This is a genomic window from Acinetobacter sp. 1000160 (genome assembly GCF_000588715.1).
GTDB lineage: Bacteria > Pseudomonadota > Gammaproteobacteria > Pseudomonadales > Moraxellaceae > Acinetobacter > Acinetobacter courvalinii.
The window spans coordinates 57,723-75,269 of sequence record NZ_JFWP02000009.1 but is presented as its reverse complement, the minus strand read 5'-3'; the positions used below and the strand labels follow the sequence as shown (position 1 = coordinate 75,269).

Annotated in this window: 14 protein-coding genes; 9 read left to right on the top strand and 5 right to left on the bottom strand. The window is 42.9% G+C overall.

The window, feature by feature from the left end; all coding sequences use genetic code 11:
* The first annotated feature begins 15 nt into the window (after positions 1 to 15).
* The 4 genes from J699_RS03110 (at position 16) to J699_RS03125 (ending at position 5,995) form a co-directional block, all read left to right on the top strand.
* Entirely contained in the window at positions 16 to 2,415 is a 2,400-nt protein-coding gene (locus J699_RS03110; RefSeq protein WP_032868022.1) for a DUF6160 family protein, read from the top strand.
* Positions 2,416 to 2,433: 18 nt separating this feature from the next.
* Positions 2,434 to 3,954, top strand: a complete 1,521-nt coding sequence (locus tag J699_RS03115; protein WP_079376496.1) for a hypothetical protein — start codon at positions 2,434 to 2,436, stop codon at positions 3,952 to 3,954.
* A gap of 106 nt (positions 3,955 to 4,060) precedes the next feature.
* Entirely contained in the window at positions 4,061 to 4,837 is a 777-nt protein-coding gene (locus J699_RS03120; protein ID WP_032868018.1) for a DUF4882 family protein, read from the top strand.
* A gap of 138 nt (positions 4,838 to 4,975) precedes the next feature.
* The gene (locus J699_RS03125; protein ID WP_032868016.1) at positions 4,976 to 5,995 is read left to right on the top strand and encodes a DUF6160 family protein; all 1,020 of its coding nucleotides are present in this window, start codon (positions 4,976 to 4,978) and stop codon (positions 5,993 to 5,995) included.
* Positions 5,996 to 6,063: 68 nt separating this feature from the next.
* On the opposite strand, the gene J699_RS03130 is transcribed toward J699_RS03125, so the two are convergent.
* From J699_RS03130 to J699_RS03140, 3 genes are all read right to left on the bottom strand, one after another.
* Complete coding sequence (locus tag J699_RS03130) at positions 6,064 to 6,993, bottom strand: tRNA dihydrouridine synthase (protein WP_032868014.1); 930 nt, start codon at positions 6,991 to 6,993, stop codon at positions 6,064 to 6,066.
* Positions 6,994 to 7,067: 74 nt separating this feature from the next.
* A complete protein-coding gene (locus tag J699_RS03135) occupies positions 7,068 to 7,571 on the bottom strand; it encodes a hypothetical protein (protein ID WP_032868012.1) in 504 nt (167 codons plus the stop codon).
* Positions 7,572 to 7,595: 24 nt separating this feature from the next.
* Entirely contained in the window at positions 7,596 to 8,405 is an 810-nt protein-coding gene (locus J699_RS03140; protein ID WP_032868009.1) for a cytochrome C assembly family protein, read from the bottom strand.
* Between the two features lie 147 nt (positions 8,406 to 8,552).
* On the opposite strand from J699_RS03140, the gene ffh reads away from it, so the two are divergent.
* Positions 8,553 to 9,962, top strand: a complete 1,410-nt coding sequence (ffh, locus tag J699_RS03145; protein WP_004770827.1) for a signal recognition particle protein — start codon at positions 8,553 to 8,555, stop codon at positions 9,960 to 9,962.
* A 162-nt stretch (positions 9,963 to 10,124) separates the two neighbouring features.
* Complete coding sequence (locus tag J699_RS03150) at positions 10,125 to 10,712, top strand: RBBP9/YdeN family alpha/beta hydrolase (protein ID WP_032868007.1); 588 nt, start codon at positions 10,125 to 10,127, stop codon at positions 10,710 to 10,712.
* Here the strand turns inward: J699_RS03150 and J699_RS03155 are convergent.
* Positions 10,682 to 11,425 (bottom strand): pantothenate kinase, encoded by a 744-nt coding sequence (locus tag J699_RS03155; protein WP_032868004.1) that lies wholly within the window; start codon positions 11,423 to 11,425, stop codon positions 10,682 to 10,684. The two genes, J699_RS03150 and J699_RS03155, sit on opposite strands and share 31 nt — an antisense overlap.
* Before the next feature lie 15 nt (positions 11,426 to 11,440).
* Positions 11,441 to 12,217 carry a biotin--[acetyl-CoA-carboxylase] ligase gene (locus J699_RS03160; protein WP_032868001.1) on the bottom strand — a complete coding sequence of 259 codons (777 nt, stop codon included), beginning with the start codon at positions 12,215 to 12,217 and terminating at the stop codon, positions 11,441 to 11,443.
* A gap of 6 nt (positions 12,218 to 12,223) precedes the next feature.
* Here J699_RS03160 and J699_RS03165 point away from each other — a divergent pair, with 6 nt between their 5' ends.
* The 3 genes from J699_RS03165 to smc all read left to right on the top strand — a co-directional run bounded on the left by J699_RS03165 (position 12,224) and on the right by smc (position 17,547).
* Positions 12,224 to 13,024, top strand: a complete 801-nt coding sequence (locus tag J699_RS03165; protein ID WP_032867999.1) for a sulfite exporter TauE/SafE family protein — start codon at positions 12,224 to 12,226, stop codon at positions 13,022 to 13,024.
* A 367-nt stretch (positions 13,025 to 13,391) separates the two neighbouring features.
* The gene (locus J699_RS03170) at positions 13,392 to 14,087 is read left to right on the top strand and encodes a GntR family transcriptional regulator (protein ID WP_004770835.1); all 696 of its coding nucleotides are present in this window, start codon (positions 13,392 to 13,394) and stop codon (positions 14,085 to 14,087) included.
* Between the two features lie 10 nt (positions 14,088 to 14,097).
* Entirely contained in the window at positions 14,098 to 17,547 is a 3,450-nt protein-coding gene (smc, locus tag J699_RS03175) for a chromosome segregation protein SMC (RefSeq protein ID WP_032882958.1), read from the top strand.

Sequence of the window (17,547 nt, the reverse complement as noted above, 5' to 3'; positions counted from 1 at the left end):
AAAAAGGGAATGGGTATGAAACGGACGGTCAATAAAAACAAGAAACGCCATTTTGTTTTAACAACACTGGCAAGCAGTATCTTATGTCTGACTCACACAGCATATGCATTGCAGGAATTGCAAGATACCGATCTAAGACAGGTCAATGGTCAGGATGGGGTATCTTTACAAACCACCTATGATGAAATCAAGGTCGATCAGCTGTACTGGGAAGACCGGGCAGGAATGGCTAGCAATGCGGAGCAGACGCTACGAGCTGTTGCAAATGATGTCAGGGTTCGTAAAAACCTTGCCTATGATGCGGGTGCAGGTGCAGGTAATTATAACTTGGGTACCGATTATAAAATTAATACTGGTTCAAGCGGTTCTAAAACAGGTCTGGATCTGCAAATCAAAAGTATGCCATCGACCATTTCGGTTGGAAGTTTCCAGATTTGTGCCCAAACGCCAACTGTCAGCTGTAATGCCAGTATTGGTAACTTCGCAATTCAGACGGGTTCGCCGCAGATTATTGCGTTTAATACCAAAGATGGTCTGTTCAGCGCAAATTCTCAATCGCTATTACAACTCGGATTGCAAAATATCAATTTGTATGCAGGTTTGGGGACTGGTACGACAAATGAATATAACCAGCTCATTTTAAAGAATTTTAACTTTAACTTTTTAGGCAAGGGGGCAATGTATGTTGACCCGGTTAAGGGTTTGATTTTACAAACCAATTTGGGCAGTGCTTCGGCAACTAAAGCCACCAGTCCAGATAGCACCTACGGTTATGTCGACTTTACGCGTGTGACAGATCCCAATCAGTTAGGAGCTGCAACGGGTACCTATGCCGGGACCAGTTCAGGCTTAAATATTGAATTAATGACCAAAAGTAATACAACCATTAATCCAAGTAATCCAGTCTATAACCTGGATAACAGTAAGGGATTGATTCGTCTTGGGATGAGTGGACGTATTGTCAACGGTGCGCTTCAGGTTAGAGGGACCAGTGCCAATGGGCTAGCTGCACCTGCGGATAATAATGCCACCAATACCCATACTTTAAACAATGTTTTAGGTTTCGCTAGTGACTCTGGCACGACGGCCACTGGAGCCAATGGGACGGTGATGGGCTCTAGTGGTCTGGCACTTCGTCTCCGAGGGGAGTTTACCCAAAAAGGTGATGCCATGTTAGGTGGGGATGACAGTAAGGCAACTACATTAGAAATTGGTGGTGCAGGCTCGAATACCTTTGGTTTCGAGTTTGGAGATCTAAGTCCTTTAGTGATTAACTCGAATCAACGTGCATATTTTGACAGTGGGAACGTGTATATCAACCTTGCTAATACACGGAATTTAAGAATGCCTGAAAACTCCGTGCTACGTAATGCACGTTTGGGGGGCAATGGCGGTACCCTAACCAGCGCGACAGATTATATCCAGCAAATTCATAATAATGCTGTGAATCCTTATAGTTTAGTGGTGGCTGTTCGTGGAGCTGACTTCCAAGCGCTTTCTAGAAGAGGCCGTTTTACCTCAAGTAGTGGCGTGTCTGCTGGCAATGCCATCGCCTCGAATGCTGGCTTAACTAATAAATGGGGGCTAGGTCTACCATTCTATAACGTTAATGCCAATCTGGCGACTTACGCAACCAATTATACCGGTGAGGTTTTTGGCTTAAATAATCTGAACAATACTATCACCCGCTCAGCGGTGACCAATTCCCAGCGTCTAGGACTTGCGGTGGCATTAAGCACAGAAGGACGCAATGCCGATGGAAGTAAAACCACTTCAATTTTAATTGTAGATGGCGATAAGAATTATTATATGGGACTTCGTAATATTGATATGTTATTACGTGGCTATGGCAGCATGGGTTTTGAAGCTGGAAATGTCAATGTTGAGTTAAAAGACCTGCTGATGGTGATGGCAGCTGAAATTGCTGCCGGATATTTACCTACTTATAGCAACCCCAACAGTGCGACACCAGTTATCGTCAATCCATTTAATACCAAAGATGACGTGCTATTCGGTCTTAAACTGAAATTCTTGGGAGATATGAATTTGAGTTTGGTACCCAATAATGAAATTACAGCAAACAATGGCAACAGGTTGTCTTTTATTGGGCGCTATCGTCTCAAAGACGGCTCATTACAAATTAGTGACCCAATTGATGAAGCCAGTATCGGCTTTGACAATATGACCGGCTTGGTCCAGTTTAATAATGCGATTGTAGTGAACAAAGACAATGTTGGTTTTAATCTTGGTTTTAACTTTAACCCAGACCGGACCCCTAATGATGTTTTCCGGGTGCAAGACATTAACTTTTATCCACGCGTAGATGCCGCCAATAATAAAGCACAACGTCTTGGAGAGATGGTGATGACAGGTGGGCAACTCCGTACTGAATTTGCGATCAGACCTCGTAATTAACTGAATAACAGGAAGAAAATGATGAAAAAAGAAATGCAAAAATCAATATTGACCTCTTGTTTACTCATGTCTGTATTTGCAACACAGACCTGGGCCAGTAATGGTTTGGTTGAAATGAATGATAGTGAGTTATCTGCTGCCAGAGGCCAGGCATTATTATCATTGGGTTATACGGCACCTGATAGTTCGAATGCCTTAAAGAATTTTGGCTATTATAAATTGGGTCTGGAAGCAAAATTAGAGTTAAATGCCAATATTCGTGGTTTACAATTGGGTTGCGGTGGTCGAAATGGTGCCGGGGCCTGTGATATCGATATGGAGAATGTATCACTGAGCGGACCGCCAGATGGAAAATTGGCTGATGGTACCCCGACCTGGTCCAAAGGTCGTGCCAATACCAGTGCTTCCTTGACCAATCCTTTTATTGAGTTTGCCATTAAAAATCCGAATAGTGCCTCAACAAGAGAGGTGTCAGGATTCCGCCTGAGTGCTGAAGAAATTTTAGGTTATTTATCAGCGGGTACTGCTAACGACATTAATGGTAGTGGTGTATCTACAGGGGGAGGAATTAATACATTTAGTGGATTTATCAAAGTTGGTCAAACGCCTGTAAATGCTTTTACTGATCCAGCCATGTTTGGTACAACTGAAGATCAGCTAATTCATGCAGGAATTGATATTAATTTCTTAGGTCTAGGCCTTTTTCCACGAACTGCGACAACCAATCCTAATAATATGACCCCTGGTCGACCAGGATATATTAATCCAGCTACTTCCAGCGGAGCTAATTCGCTTTATAAATATAATGGTAATCCTATTTGGGGGATTAACGTTCCAAGTCAGCAAGTCGCCTTTAATTTCCCAGAAACTATTGTGACAGGCAGTCGAATGAAACAACTGAATCTGGTCGTGAAAGATGTCCCGATTCCAACCATTTCAATTGGTGCAGATAATGGCGGGGTATCATTAACATTAGATGATGATATTAATTTATTGCTAACTTCAGTAAAAAATGCAACTTTCTTTATGGGGGGGCAAGGCACTACCTCTGCAGGTTGTGCAGCGGTCAGAGATACAAATAATTGTTCATATATTACGAACTTAAAAGCCAATGTACAGGTTAATCAAAATTTTAACCTAATTCATAACTTACCTATTACCAGTGGTGGTTATCTTGCTTTACAAAATACTGCCTTGCAATGGCCAGGTGCAGATGCTGCGGATATCGCACAACCAGGTTGGTGGCTATCTTTTAAAGATCCATTGGATTTTGGGGCCCTAAACCCAACGACAGGTATTCCAATGCAGGATGTATTGCCACAAATTGCTACCTTTATTACTGATTATTTATCACAAAATAAAATTTCTTTGTCACTTACTGATGGGGTAGCAGCTGCATTAAACTTGCCAGTTTATAAAGGAATTGGTGATGTACGATTAGCAGATAATGCACGGGCAGTGATGGTCTTGGAAAACCTTTTACTCGACAGTAACCAGAAACCTGTATCTAACTGTTTTGGCGGTTTAAAGTTCTGTTAAGTTAAATAAAACTTTGTATAAAAAAATGAGACTAAGCCCTCTGAAAGAATAAAAGAGGGCTTTATAAAAAATATAAGCGATTGTTTTAATTGCTCTTGGAGAAAAAATGAAAAAAATATTCTTTGGAACAGTATTGCTGACCGCAGCCATTTATCAGCCAGTTTTTGCGCAATGTAATTTTAGTTTTAACGCAACCCAAGCCCAGATCCAGCAGGCATATCCCAATTCGAGTTCTACAAATTTAAGATTTCCGAGTATTAATGGTATGAAGGCTTCTTATACGGTTGCTGCCAATCCTGATATGGCAACCAAAATTAATTATTTTGCTTTAAATGGAGACGGATATAAGTTTTCTTTACCCCAGACCGGAATTATTGCCTATGAATATCAATTTAAGGTACCTACTTCTGTAATAACTGGTGAAGGTAATATTGTATTTTTACCTACCATAGGTAGAGGAGTAGGGGAAGATCAAATTCCTTTTAGTGTAATGATTGTCTATGCAAATAATTTTGATTCAACGCAAAATCAGAATAATATTGCGGTGGGCATCTACAATTATAATAATGGATCAGGTAGTACATCAGGTCAGGCTTTTAATGTGAGTAATACACCAAATGGCTACCAACGTTTAGGGATTTATATTAATCAGGATACCAAACAGGTTGGAGCTATCTTTAATGGCGTCAACGTTGGTTATATCGGAACTGCGTCAACCAAGCCTGTAAATTATTATTTTGAAATGAATTTGGGTCAGTATGCAATACCTGCAGGGAATGCCGTGATTGGTCAAGAAATTTCACAAGAGTTAATTTTGGATAAAAGTCAGTTACAGTTTAAATATCCTGTTGGTACCAAAGACATCTGTGGAGCAGTTCTTTAATCGTTGAATAACTTCAAATATTATCCCTTTTGTGAAACCATCTGAAATGGCTCGACTTTGGGGATTTTATGTTGTGGTTTATCCAGATTATGCTAAGCTATAGTACATATTTTAAACATTTGTCTACGGATGAGGACAATGAATAAAAACAAGAAATTAGGATGCTTGTCGCTATTGTTATTGAGCCCGGTCTCAATGGCAATGCAGCCGATGGATGATCAAAGTCTTTCTGCAATGACGGGCCAAGATGGCTTAACGATTGGTGTCCAAGCCAATGTGCAATTTAATCAAATGGCCATTATTGATAATGATGGCCTGTCTTATGGTGGCTATACATCTCCTTCATATACCAACCGTGCAGGTTTGGTGATTGCTGGCGTAGCTGGGCAAGCCACGGCTGTACCCGTAAAAGTGACTGGCCTAAATGGCACGGCCGAGACAATACTCGGTTTTAAAGCTGCCGTAGATACGGATGCTGGTTCCGCAGCAAAAGGCGGTGCATTTGCGAATATCGCCTTAGCTTTTAATAATAATGTAACGGGTCTTCGGATTTCTCCATTTTCGATTTACACCGCTGGTCCTGCTTCTCTTTCCAGTTTAAATGGAAGCACCTATACACGTAATTCTATTTTTAGTTCCGGGACTTTACTAAAAAGTGATGTGAAAGAATTATTGCGTGTAGGTGGAATTGATATTGTTTTTGCAGCAAATAAACCCAGCATGAATATTCAGATGGGTGCAGCACCACAAGGGCATATGGTGATGTTTGATGGTGCGATCGAGTCTATCTGTGGCACAGGGACGGGATGTAACATCATGCTGGTTTCAGATTATGCGACGCCAGGAAACTCGACGACAGCACCTGTTGGTGCAAGCTTTGATTTTAAACTGACCGGCAATAATGGCAATCCTTTCGGGCTGAAAGGTTTTTATGCTGGAATCTATGGTCCTTCTGGTACAACAGATAAAGGTGGAGTGATTTTTGGTAATACCGGCACAAGTAATAAGTTCAATTTACAATTAAATAATTTGTTATTAGGTACAAGTGGTGCTCAGCAGGCTGGGGCTTTTAATAACTTACCTAATGCTTCCATTGGTAATATTGGCATGACGGGTGCTTCTGTAACGAACCTCAAGATGAAAGTCAGTGGCATGTAATGAAGTGTTTTTGGGTTTTCCAAAGCGGCTTAGGCCGCTTTTTTTTATTTAAATCTTAAGTACAAGCCTCAGCTCTGTTTTAAATACTGAAGGATATCTTCAAGCTGTTTGATCTTCTTCACGTGTGCCCACAGTTGCTGGGCTTCAGGATAGGCCTTGGTCATCATTCCTAACCATTGCTTATAACGTCCGACCATGCCAATTTCGGTCTTGTATTGTCCACTCAAGAAGCGTAGCTGCAGTTCAACCAGTTCAGGCCAAGACAGCAGCGCATGATCCATATCATGACGAATGCATAAGGTTAAATCTGGTGTAGTCACAGCACCGCGGCCAATCATTAAATCCTTGCAATGAGACTGTTCCAGACAGGCTTTTGCATGGCTATTGTTCCAGATTTCACCATTGGCAATGACATTGATTTTTAATGCTTCGGTAATTGGTTGGATCTTTTCCCAGTAGGCTGGCGGGGTATAGCCATCCGCTTTGGTACGTGCATGTACGGTGAGCCAGCTGGCGCCTGCATCTTCAATGGCATGGGCATTGTCTAAGGTATGATTTTCATCAAGATAGCCCAAACGCATTTTGGCTGAGACTGGGATATGTGCTGGTACGGCATCACGAACGGCTTTGACTAGCAGATGTACGGTCTCCGGTTCATCCAGTAATACAGAACCACCACGATGGCGGTTTACGGTTTTGGCCGGACAACCAAAATTCAGGTCAATGGCAGGTGCACCCAGTTCAACCACTTTGGCTGCATTGGCTGCGAGCATCTCTGGATTGTTACCTAGAAACTGTACATGTACCGGGGTGCCAGCCGCAGTCTTGCCGCCATTTTTTAGTTCTGGACAAAAGCTGTAGTAGATATGATCGGGCTGAATGCTATCGGTAATACGGATAAACTCGGTCACGCACCAATCAAAACTGCCAACATGGGTGAGCACATCACGCATGATCGGATCAGTCAGACCTTCCATTGGAGCGAGTACAAGTTTCACGATTTTTACCTAATTGAGCGAAAACAGCGTTATACGCATTTTTTGGTAAGATGTCTAGAAAATGATAGGGGGTTCTACATAAGTTGATATTGGACCTTTACAGAGAAGTTAATCCATAAGTTTTCATCATCAAAGTTTTGCACATAAAGCTTAATTTTTTGTTGAGGATAAATATGGTCTGTTCCTAAAATAGATTCGCAATCTTTATAGTTCGCTAGACCATAAAAACTTTCTCCAAATTTTACAATTACTCCTTGGGGATAAAAACAAACGATTTCTGAATCAATGCATTGATTGATCTGAAATCTGGTCTTTAACCTATTCCATGCCTCTAAATATTGAAATGTAGATTTATGCCAAAAGTTTAAAAACTCTTCTTTTGTCGTTACAGATAATTGTTCTAAATTTTCAGAAAAGCTTCCTTCTGGGAGGAAAAAATTAGATTGTTCATTTATAAAAGCTGTATTTAAAATTACTGATGGTGTGACACAAATTGCTCTTAAGCAGTAATATTCCTGATCTAATTCATACAAGACCATTACACCATCTTTATCTGTATTTTTATAGTAAGAGTACATGAGAGTCCATATTAGAACGTTTTATCAACGTCCTAATATCATTTCTAAAACAAATTTGCTGCCCATAAAACCAATCGCAAGAAGGACAAAACCGGTAATGGTAAAACGAATTGCTTTGCGTCCACGCCAGCCAAACTTGTAATGTCCGATCAATAATGCGCCGTACAAGAACCATGAAATGATACTAAATGCAGTTTTATGTGCGAGATGTTGGGCAAAAAAGTTATCAATGGTAAAGAAACCGAACAATAATGCGGCAGTAAGCAGGCCAAATCCGGTAATAATCAGGTCAAATAACACAGATTCCATGACCTGAAAGGGCGGAAGTAAATTCACCCAGATGCGTCGTTTTTGTTTCTTTTTCAGTTCCCGGTCCTGAAACCATAAAAGCACCGCATGAATGGTCGCCATCAGCAGTACGGCATAAGCCGCCAGCGACAGAATGATATGTAGGTCCAGACCAAAGCTATGTTGTTCAATCACCTGATTAGGTTGGCTAAATGCGAAGCCCAGAATTAAACCAAAGGCAGCTACAGGGGTGCCAATCAGGTTGAGAGGCAGGATCGGGCGAATCAGGCTCAGGATCAGGCTCAGTGCCAACATCAGTCCGGAAGTGAAGGACATCAGGTTGAATACATCATAGTTCACCCCAATAGATGTCAGCATGTCTTTGGAAAGAACGGTGGCATGTAGCAACAGCCCTAAACCGACCATCAGGCCATAACACCAAAGATTTGGAGTACGTTTTGACATCAATCGAATAAACAAATACCAAAATGAACTGGTATAGGCGATAAGTGCCAAAATTGTGTAAACCAAGGGGAGACTGATCATGTCAAACCTTTTTTAGGAGGATGAATAATATTCGCCATATAAGATATAAATTCGCTTCGAACTACAGTATCCTATAGCATCTTATGCATAAATTTTCTATTTTAAGAAAGATTTTTTTGCAACTAGCCATTTTAAGCGGATTTCGCAATGTTTGATACCTTAACAGAACGACTCACACAGAGTTTAAGAAATGTTACTGGCTCAGGGCAGCTGACCGAAGACAATATTAAAGATACCCTGCGTGAAGTACGTATGGCACTTCTTGAAGCCGATGTCGCGTTACCTGTAACTCGTGAATTTATCGCGAAAGTTAAGGAAGAAGCGCTCGGTCAGGAAGTCATGACTCAGCTTTCTCCTGGTCAGGCATTTGTAAAGATTGTCTATGATGAACTCACCAAGATGATGGGTGAGGCTAATGAAACATTAGATTTAAGTGCAAAACCACCGGTGGTTGTACTGCTTGCCGGTTTGCAGGGCGCGGGTAAAACCACGACTGCTGCAAAATTGGCACGTTTCTTAAAAGAACGCCAAAAGAAAAAAGTGATGACGGTGTCTGCCGACGTATACCGTCCAGCAGCGATCAAGCAGTTAGAAACAGTATCGAATGAAGTCGGTGTCGGTTTCATTCCATCTGAAGCGTCTGAAAAGCCGATTGATATTGTCAATCGTGCGATTGAACAGGCCAAAATCCAGTTTGCTGATGTTCTGATTGTCGATACAGCAGGTCGTTTACATGTCGATGAAGACATGATGGACGAGATCAAAGAATTACATGCGGCGGTGAAACCAACCGAGACTTTATTCGTTGTCGATGCAATGACCGGTCAGGATGCTGCCAATACTGCCAAAGCTTTTAATGATGCTTTAGCTTTAACGGGTGTGATTCTGACCAAAACCGATGGTGATGCACGCGGTGGTGCAGCACTTTCGGTTCGTGCCATTACCGGTAAGCCAATCAAGTTCTTGGGTATTGGTGAAAAACTGGATGCGCTTGAGCCATTCCATCCGGATCGTGTTGCACAACGTATCTTGGGGATGGGTGACGTCCTTTCTTTGGTCGAAGAAGTTGAACGCAAGATCGACAAAGAAAAAGCCGAGAAAATGGCGAAAAAACTGCAAAAAGGCGGTAACTTCAACTTTGAAGATATGCTGATGCAGTTTGAGCAAATGAGCAAAATGGGCGGCATGATGGGCTTCCTGGATAAATTACCCGGCATGAGCAATGCGGGTATTCAGGACGCAATTGAAAAAGCCAACCCTGAAAAGCAAGTCAAGCGTATGGAAGCCATCATTCAGTCCATGACGATCAAAGAACGTCGTAATCCTGATCTGATTAACCCAAGTCGTAAAAAACGTATTGCTGCCGGCTGTGGTATGGACGTTGCTGAAGTGAATAAACTGATCAAGCAACAGGCACAAATGGCGAAAATGATGAAGAAGTTTGCGAATCCATCTGGTATGAGCAAAATGCTGAAATCATTGGGCAATATGCAAAAACAATTCGGCGGTGGCGGTGGAATGGGACCTTTATTTGGCAGTAATGACCAGAAAAAGTAAGTTCTATCGACTTCCTGAAAAGGCGCGTAATGCGCCTTTTTTTATGCTCATGTTATGAGTGGTATTGTATAAAATTGATACAAAATAGCAATGTTAAGCGTGATTAAAAAAGAGCAATATATATTTATAAGTTTATGTTTTTATTGAAAAATAGTGTTAAATATGTCACATAATTCAAAAAATAGCGTATTTATTCTGCATTGTGAACATGCCGATCCCGACCAGCATTGGTATGCCTGGTTAGAACACCAACTGAAAAGCGATGAACTGATCGTCGAGCGTGTATTTCTTGCCGATGCCAGTCACCCTGAAGCCGAGATTTGGCAAACCTGTCTGGAAGCGCAATTAAAAGGACTGAATGAGCGGAGTATTGTCGTGGCACATGGGCTGTCCTGTGTGGCGCTCTCAAGATTTTTAGCCAAGAAATTACAGCACATGACCATCAAGGCGGGAATTTTTATTGCGGGTTTTAATGACCCAATTGCTCAACATCCAGAATTTAATGCTTTTATTCAGCAGGCCCAGTTTGAGAGCGGCATGCTGAGGGCGAATATTCAGCGACGACTGGTGTTCTTTTCCAGTAATGATCCCGTGATTCCTGTGCCATTGACCTTTAAATTTTCAAACCTGTTGAATGCCCAACTGATTGAGGTCACTCAGGCAGGGCATTTCCGAGCAGAAGATGGTTTTAAGGAATTTCCACAGTTGTTGCAGGCACTTCAGACCTTGCTCAAAGCTGAATTGAGCTGAGCATAATGTTTTAAACCTTGCAACAGTAAATCGGATTCGACTTGAGGCTGATAATGATTAAGGAACTTGGCAAACAAAGCGGCATCGCCACCAGTTAAGATTAAATTTTTCGGGGATTGTTGCATGATTTGATCAATGGTACTGATCAGACCCAGCAGAATACCGTGATGGACTGCATCGACCGTGTTATGTCCCGGTTTTAAATTATCGAAAGCTGAATCTGGAATTTTGATCCCTTTGGTATTCTGGATCAGTGAATCCCGTTGCAGATATAAATTTGGCAGAATATAACCGCCCAAATGCTGTAATCCTTCCACCAGATCGATGGTCAGCGCTGTCCCGCAACCAATCACACAAAAGTTTTCATTAGCTTTGGCCACGGCCAATACTTGCAGCCAACGGTCAATCCCGAGCTGGCTTGGCACATCGTAACCGCATCTCAGGCCGGCATACTCGGCATGCACTTTGGCAAAGATGATCGGGATATCCAGAATATCCAGAATCATCTGAATCCGCTGATTATTCTCTGAATCCAGGACTGAGGAAATACCGACCTGAGTCAGCTTTTGATGACGAAAATGCTGGATCAAACCGAGTAACAGATCAGCAGGGGATTGCAGGTGTAATTCGGCTGCATGTTCAAGCACCTGATCGTTTTGCGTAATCCAGTATTTTAGGCGGGTATTACCAATATCAAGCCATAAACTTTTCATAGAATCTTCACTTCCTCAGATCGATGCCAGACGTAAGCGACCTTGATAAAATTGCTGGATTTGATCCGTCTTGATCAATACCGCCCCTTCATTGGAAATCCCTTGAAAGAGTCCCTGCACCGTGCCTAGAGTGTGTTCAAATTCGACTTGCTGATTGAGCCAGATAGCATGGTGGTTAAAACGCTCTGCCAGGTTATAACTGCCATGCTCAAACCACTGGGCGGCCTGCTGGATTGCTGTGTAGAGCTCGGCAATTAAGCCGATTCGGTCAATCGGATCTAAACCGAGCATTTGCAATGAGCTAATTTGCTGGTCTGGATTTTCTACTGGTGGTGTGGTGAGGTTGATTCCCACCCCAATAATCGCTTGATGGGTCGATAGCGGTTCGACCAGAATGCCGCCCCATTTGCCTTGAGGACTATATAAATCGTTGGGCCATTTCACTTCTAGATGAAGACCGTGTAAGCTCGGCATCTGTAGAATATTTAAAGCAATTTCCAATGCCAGACGACCGTCGAGTGCTGTCTTGGTCTGGATCAGTGTGCTTAAATAAATGTTTCCTTCAGGAGAGGACCATGGTCGTTGATGTTGACCACGACCTTGTGTCTGCTGTGCACTACACACCAGTCCTGTAGTAATCCCTTTTTCTGCAATCTCACGCATATCATCATTGGTTGATGTCGTGGAGGTCTTGAGTAAGACCACTTCGGGAAACTGATTTTTTGCGTTCAATAACTGTTGAAGCTGGCGTGTTGCGAAATCATCCATCATTTTTACAAGTAGCGTGGTCATGTGTTTATGGAGTTAATCATATATTTGCTGATTGGTGCAATTGCCGGATTTGCTGCGGGGCTGTTTGGCGTGGGCGGTGGCCTAATTATTGTGCCAATTTTATATATTGTGTTCACGCAAATGAATTATGACCCGAATGTCATTATGCATATCGCGGTGGGGACATCATTAGCCACCATTATTGTGACCTCAATCAGTTCGGTAACAGCCCATCATAAGAAAGGTGCGGTGCTGTGGTCCGTGTTCCGTAATCTGGCACCGGGACTGGTAGCGGGTTCATTCTTAGGCGCCGGTATTGCCGACTTGATGTCAGGGCAGCATTTGCAACTGGTAATTGGCGTATTTGCGGTCTGGATGGCTTATAAGATGTTTAAAGGGGCCCATGCTGTGGTTGATCCAAATCGACACTTGCCATCCGCAGCGTTACAGCTGGCTGCAGGTGGTGGTATTGGGGTGGCATCGGCGATCTTTGGTATTGGTGGTGGTAGCTTGACCGTTCCTTATCTAAATCGTCATGGGGTGGTGATGCAAAAAGCCGTTGCAACCTCTGCTGCTTGTGGATTACCGATTGCTGTGGCGGGTGCTCTGGGCTTTATGTGGTTTGGAGCCAAAGAGCAGATTGACGTTCCCAATACCATTGGCTATGTCCATGTATATGCCTTTTTCGGCATTAGTGTTATGAGCTTTATCACGGCGAAATTTGGTGCCAAGGTTGCTCATCTGTTATCGCCCGCCATGTTGAAAAAATGCTTTGCAGGCTTACTGGTGGTGGTGGGCTGTTATTTTATCTACAAAGGACTGATGTAGGTTTTAATTTATCTCTTTGGTTATGTACTTCAAGAATGGATGAAGACGCTTATGTGCGTATTCATCCATGATTAAATTGCGATTGATTTAATATAAATAATATTTTTTGTGATTTATTTCATAAAATTAATACTGGATCAGATGAGTGGTTCACGACTCATCAAAAAGATAAATATTTGATACTTAACAGAGAAAAAATGATTTTTTAGTCTATTTTGAGAATGGATCGGTGTTTTTTCAGGACGATTGGCTTAAAAAGCAATAAAATTGTCAGACAATGATATAGAATTTATAGGGTGAGATCAGTTAAAACAAAAAAGCGTAAATAGCATTGGACAATGCGTATAACAAAGATAGTGAGGCGCTCATGAATCTCGAAGAGGCTGATAGTCTTTCTGAACAGATTGCAAAATATATTAGTGAACAAATTATTAGCGGCGAGCTGGTTGAAGGCGAACGTATTCAAGAGTTGCGCATTGCAAAAGAACTGGATGTCAGTCGCGGTTCTGTCCGTGAAGCATTGTTATTACTGGAACGTACCTATTTAATCGAGATTTTTCCACGACGTGGTGCGATTGTCTCGGAAATGTCGGCACAACAGGTCAAAGCGTTGTTTGATACCAATGTGATGGTACTCGGGCATATCGTGCAACGGATTAGCGAAACCTGGCGTGTCAATGAAGCAGAGCATTTACAAGCGTTACTGGATCAATTGGTGGAGTTCGTACGCGCTGGTGACATTGAAAAATTTTACGATGCGATCTTTAAATATTTAGCCGAACAACATGAAATGGTGGCAAATCCATACCTCATGCAATTTTATAAGGAACTGTTGCCGTCCTTGCGTCGTAGCTATTTTCTCACCCTGAATACCTCGCGTCGGGAGCTGCAAGAGTCATTTACCCTGTTTAAGCTGGTGATTGATGCTATTTTGATCCGAAAATCACAACAAGCTGCTTTATTTATGGAAGATTTTTGTCGACACTTGCGTAACCTTGTGTTGGAATCTCTGACACGTATGAAACAGATTGAATTGGCTTGGGCTAGACGCTCACGCCGCTAGTTAGGGCAGTATGCGTTTAAGTAGTTTAAAACTTTCAGGCTTTAAATCTTTCGCCGATAGTACAACATTAAATTTCAAGGCGAACCGAACTGCGGTTGTGGGGCCGAACGGTTGTGGTAAATCCAATGTCATTGATGCGATTCGCTGGGTTATGGGCGAGTCCAACGCACGTCAATTGCGTGGCGGTAGCATGCAGGATGTCATCTTTACCGGGACCGCCAAGCGTAAACCTGTTGGTGTCGCCAGTGTCGAACTTCGTTTTGACAATACTTATGGCAAATTGGGTGGGGCATATAACGCCTATAATGAGCTGGCCGTCCGTCGTCAGGTGACGCGTGAAGGCAAGTCTGAATACTTTTTGAATGGCACACGTTGCCGTCGTCGTGATATCACCGATATTTTCTTGGGGACCGGTTTAGGACCGCGCTCATATGCGGTGATTGAACAGGGCATGATCAACCGTCTGGTGGATGCCAAGCCTGAAGAAATGCGGGTCTTTATTGAAGAAGCGGCTGGGGTATCACGTTATCAGGCGCGTCGTCGCGAGACTTTGCAGCATTTAGAGCATACTGAACAGAATCTGGCGCGTTTAGATGACATTGCTGCAGAACTGAAATCACAGCTGAGAAGTTTGAAGCGTCAAGCTGAAGCTGCGATTCAATACAAAACCTTAGAAGGCCAGATCCGTACTTTAAAAATTGAGATTCTGTCTTTCCAAGCCAATCAAAGCCAAAAACTACAGCAAGAATATACCGTTGAAATGACGGCATTGGGTGAAAACTTTAAGCTGGTGCGTTCCGAGTCACAGACCATTGAACATGATCTGGAAGCAACCAGTGCTTTATTCCAGCGTCTGATTCAGCAGTCTTCACCGTTGCAACAGGAGTGGCAACAGGCAGAGAAAAAACTGGCTGAGCTGAAAATGACACTGGAACAGAAGCAGAGTCTGTACCAGCAGAATAGCAGTAGCCTGGTGCAGCTTGAGCAGCAAAAAGTCCAGACCAAAGAACGTTTACAGTTGTCTGAGCTACAGATCGAAACTTTATCTGTCCAGTTTGATGAGCAAAATGAAACATTGTTGGCATTAGAACAGCAAACACAAACGGCTGAACAAAATGTGAGTGATGTGCAGGCCCAGCACAAGCAGGCATTGCAGCAGTTTGAGCAACTGAAAGCACAGGTCGACAAACAGCAACAGCAAAAATTGCAGATGGCTGCACAAATTGAGCAGCTTGCCAAAAATGTGCTGCGAATCGAACAGCAAAAGCAAACGCTACAATCGCAAAGTGGTCAGATCCGTGCGCAGGTTCAAGATGAAGAACAGGAGCAGCTTGAGCAATTGCAGCAACAACTGCATCTAGAGATGGTTGAGCTGGAAGCAGCCATTGAAGAACTACAGCAAAATTTACAGGCACAACAAGAACAACAACAGCTGGATAAGGCGGATGTGCAAACGCTTAAAACCGAAATACAGGTTTTACTGGCTGAACAAAAGAATTTGAATCAACTGGTGGCAAAGCAAAGTCCGAAACAGCAGCAGAATACGCTTCGCTTGATGCAAAGCCTGCGTTTAACCGCGCAAGGTAAAAGCCATGCCAGTATCATTGAAAAGTTCTTAGCCAAATGGTTACAAGCGCATTTACTGGAGGATGAGCAGTCATTTCAGGAAGGTGTGGCGCGTCAGTTAAAGTCAGCGACGCAGCAACGTATTCAAATTCAACATTTGAGCTGTTTAAGCGACTGGATCGAAACCCCGCAATCTTCACTCTGGGCCAGTGTGGCTGTGGCCGAAAATCTGGCAATTGCCTTAGCGCATCAAGCACAGCTCCAACAGACGCAGTCAATTTTAACGCTGGATGGTTATCATGTCGGTGCAGACTGGGTGATTGGTCTGCATTACGATGAAGATAGCCAAAGCGCACAAGGTATGCTCAGTCATCAGGTGCGTTTAGATGAAATAGCGCTGCAACTTGCGCAGAAACAGCCTAAGCTGCTTGAACTGGAACAGCAATTTTCTCAACAGCAGCAAACCTTGCAACAGCAACAACAGCACTTACAGCAACAACAGCACAGCCTGAAACAAAAACAGAAAGAGCTACAACAGCTGGATGTGCAAATTGCCAAATTGCAAAGTACCGCGCAGGCTTTTGTGTTGCAGCAACAGCAATTGGCAGATCAACTGAAACAGCTTGATCTACAGCTTGAAGAAGATGCCATGCAGCGTGATGATCTGGAAATAGATTTGCATGCACTTGCACTCAAACTCGAAGCAGTATTGCCAAATTATAAAACCTTGCAGTTTCTGGTAGAAAACCTGAATGAGCAACTGGATGAGCAACAGCAACAACTGCTTCAGCAGCAACAGCAACGTGAAAGTCTGCGTCGCCAGACCTCTCAGGCCAATCAGCAAATTGAACTGTTAGAGAAAGATATTTCGTTCTTGAAAACGCAATATCATCAGATCATTGAACAAATTGAGCAGGCGAAAAAATTTGTTGATCCGATTCAGCTGGAGTTGCCAAATTTAGAGTCACAATTTCAGCAGCAATTTCAGCAAACCGAAAAATTGCAAAAAAACTGGAATGAATGGCAACTGGAACTGAATCAGATTCAAGAGAAACAGCAGCAATTGACTGAACAGCGTCATCAAGCCCAGCAAAAAGATGAGCAGGTGCGTGAACAGTTAGAGCAAAAGCGTTTGGCTTGGCAGGCAGCCAAATCGGATCGTGAGCACTATCTGGAACAACTGAAAGAGTTGAATGCAGACGTTTTATCCGATTTGTCGATTGAAATCAAAGATCATCAGCAGAAACTGGAAAAGGCCCAGCAGCAGTTCGAAAAAATTGGTGCGGTCAATCTGGCAGCCTCACAAGAATATGAGGAGGTGTCGCAGCGTTTTGATGAGCTGAGTCATCAGATGCAGGACTTGCAAAATACGGTTGATCAACTGAAAGATGCCATGAAAAGCATTGATCAGGAAACCCGTAAGTTATTTATGAGCACTTTTGATCAGGTCAATCAAGAGATGCAAGTCCTCTTTCCTAAAGTCTTTAATGGCGGGGAAGCCAGCTTAAGTCTTGAGGATGACTGGCAATCTGGGGTGAAATTGATGGCACGCCCACCAGGTAAACGCAATAGTTCATTGGCGCTGTTGTCTGGTGGTGAAAAAACCTTGACGGCCTTGGCGCTGGTGTTTGCAATCTTTAGATTAAACCCTGCACCATTCTGTGTTTTGGATGAAGTTGATGCACCTCTGGATGATGCTAACGTGCAGCGATATTGTAATTTGGTAAAAGAGCTTTCTGAACAGGTGCAATTCATTTACATTACACATAATAAATTGGCGATGACAATGGCAACTGACCTACTGGGAGTGACCATGCCAGAGCCAGGCACATCAAAATTAGTGACTGTCGATTTAGAGCAGGCAAAAGAATACGGGTTAGTTGCGGAGTCATAG

Bases quoted from the DNA above. Each gene is read 5' to 3' on its own strand.
- J699_RS03165 (WP_032867999.1), top strand. From the start codon at position 12,224: ATGGAGTTAATCATATATTTGCTGATTGGTGCAATTGCCGGATTTGCT.
- ffh (WP_004770827.1), top strand. From the start codon at position 8,553: ATGTTTGATACCTTAACAGAACGACTCACACAGAGTTTAAGAAATGTT.
- J699_RS03160 (WP_032868001.1), bottom strand. From the start codon at position 12,217: ATGACCACGCTACTTGTAAAAATGATGGATGATTTCGCAACACGCCAG.
- J699_RS03115 (WP_079376496.1), top strand. From the start codon at position 2,434: ATGATGAAAAAAGAAATGCAAAAATCAATATTGACCTCTTGTTTACTC.
- smc (WP_032882958.1), top strand. From the start codon at position 14,098: ATGCGTTTAAGTAGTTTAAAACTTTCAGGCTTTAAATCTTTCGCCGAT.
- J699_RS03110 (WP_032868022.1), top strand. From the start codon at position 16: ATGAAACGGACGGTCAATAAAAACAAGAAACGCCATTTTGTTTTAACA.
- J699_RS03140 (WP_032868009.1), bottom strand. From the start codon at position 8,405: ATGATCAGTCTCCCCTTGGTTTACACAATTTTGGCACTTATCGCCTAT.
- J699_RS03150 (WP_032868007.1), top strand. From the start codon at position 10,125: ATGTCACATAATTCAAAAAATAGCGTATTTATTCTGCATTGTGAACAT.
- J699_RS03155 (WP_032868004.1), bottom strand. From the start codon at position 11,425: ATGAAAAGTTTATGGCTTGATATTGGTAATACCCGCCTAAAATACTGG.
- J699_RS03120 (WP_032868018.1), top strand. From the start codon at position 4,061: ATGAAAAAAATATTCTTTGGAACAGTATTGCTGACCGCAGCCATTTAT.
- J699_RS03125 (WP_032868016.1), top strand. From the start codon at position 4,976: ATGAATAAAAACAAGAAATTAGGATGCTTGTCGCTATTGTTATTGAGC.
- J699_RS03135 (WP_032868012.1), bottom strand. From the start codon at position 7,571: ATGTACTCTTACTATAAAAATACAGATAAAGATGGTGTAATGGTCTTG.
- J699_RS03170 (WP_004770835.1), top strand. From the start codon at position 13,392: ATGAATCTCGAAGAGGCTGATAGTCTTTCTGAACAGATTGCAAAATAT.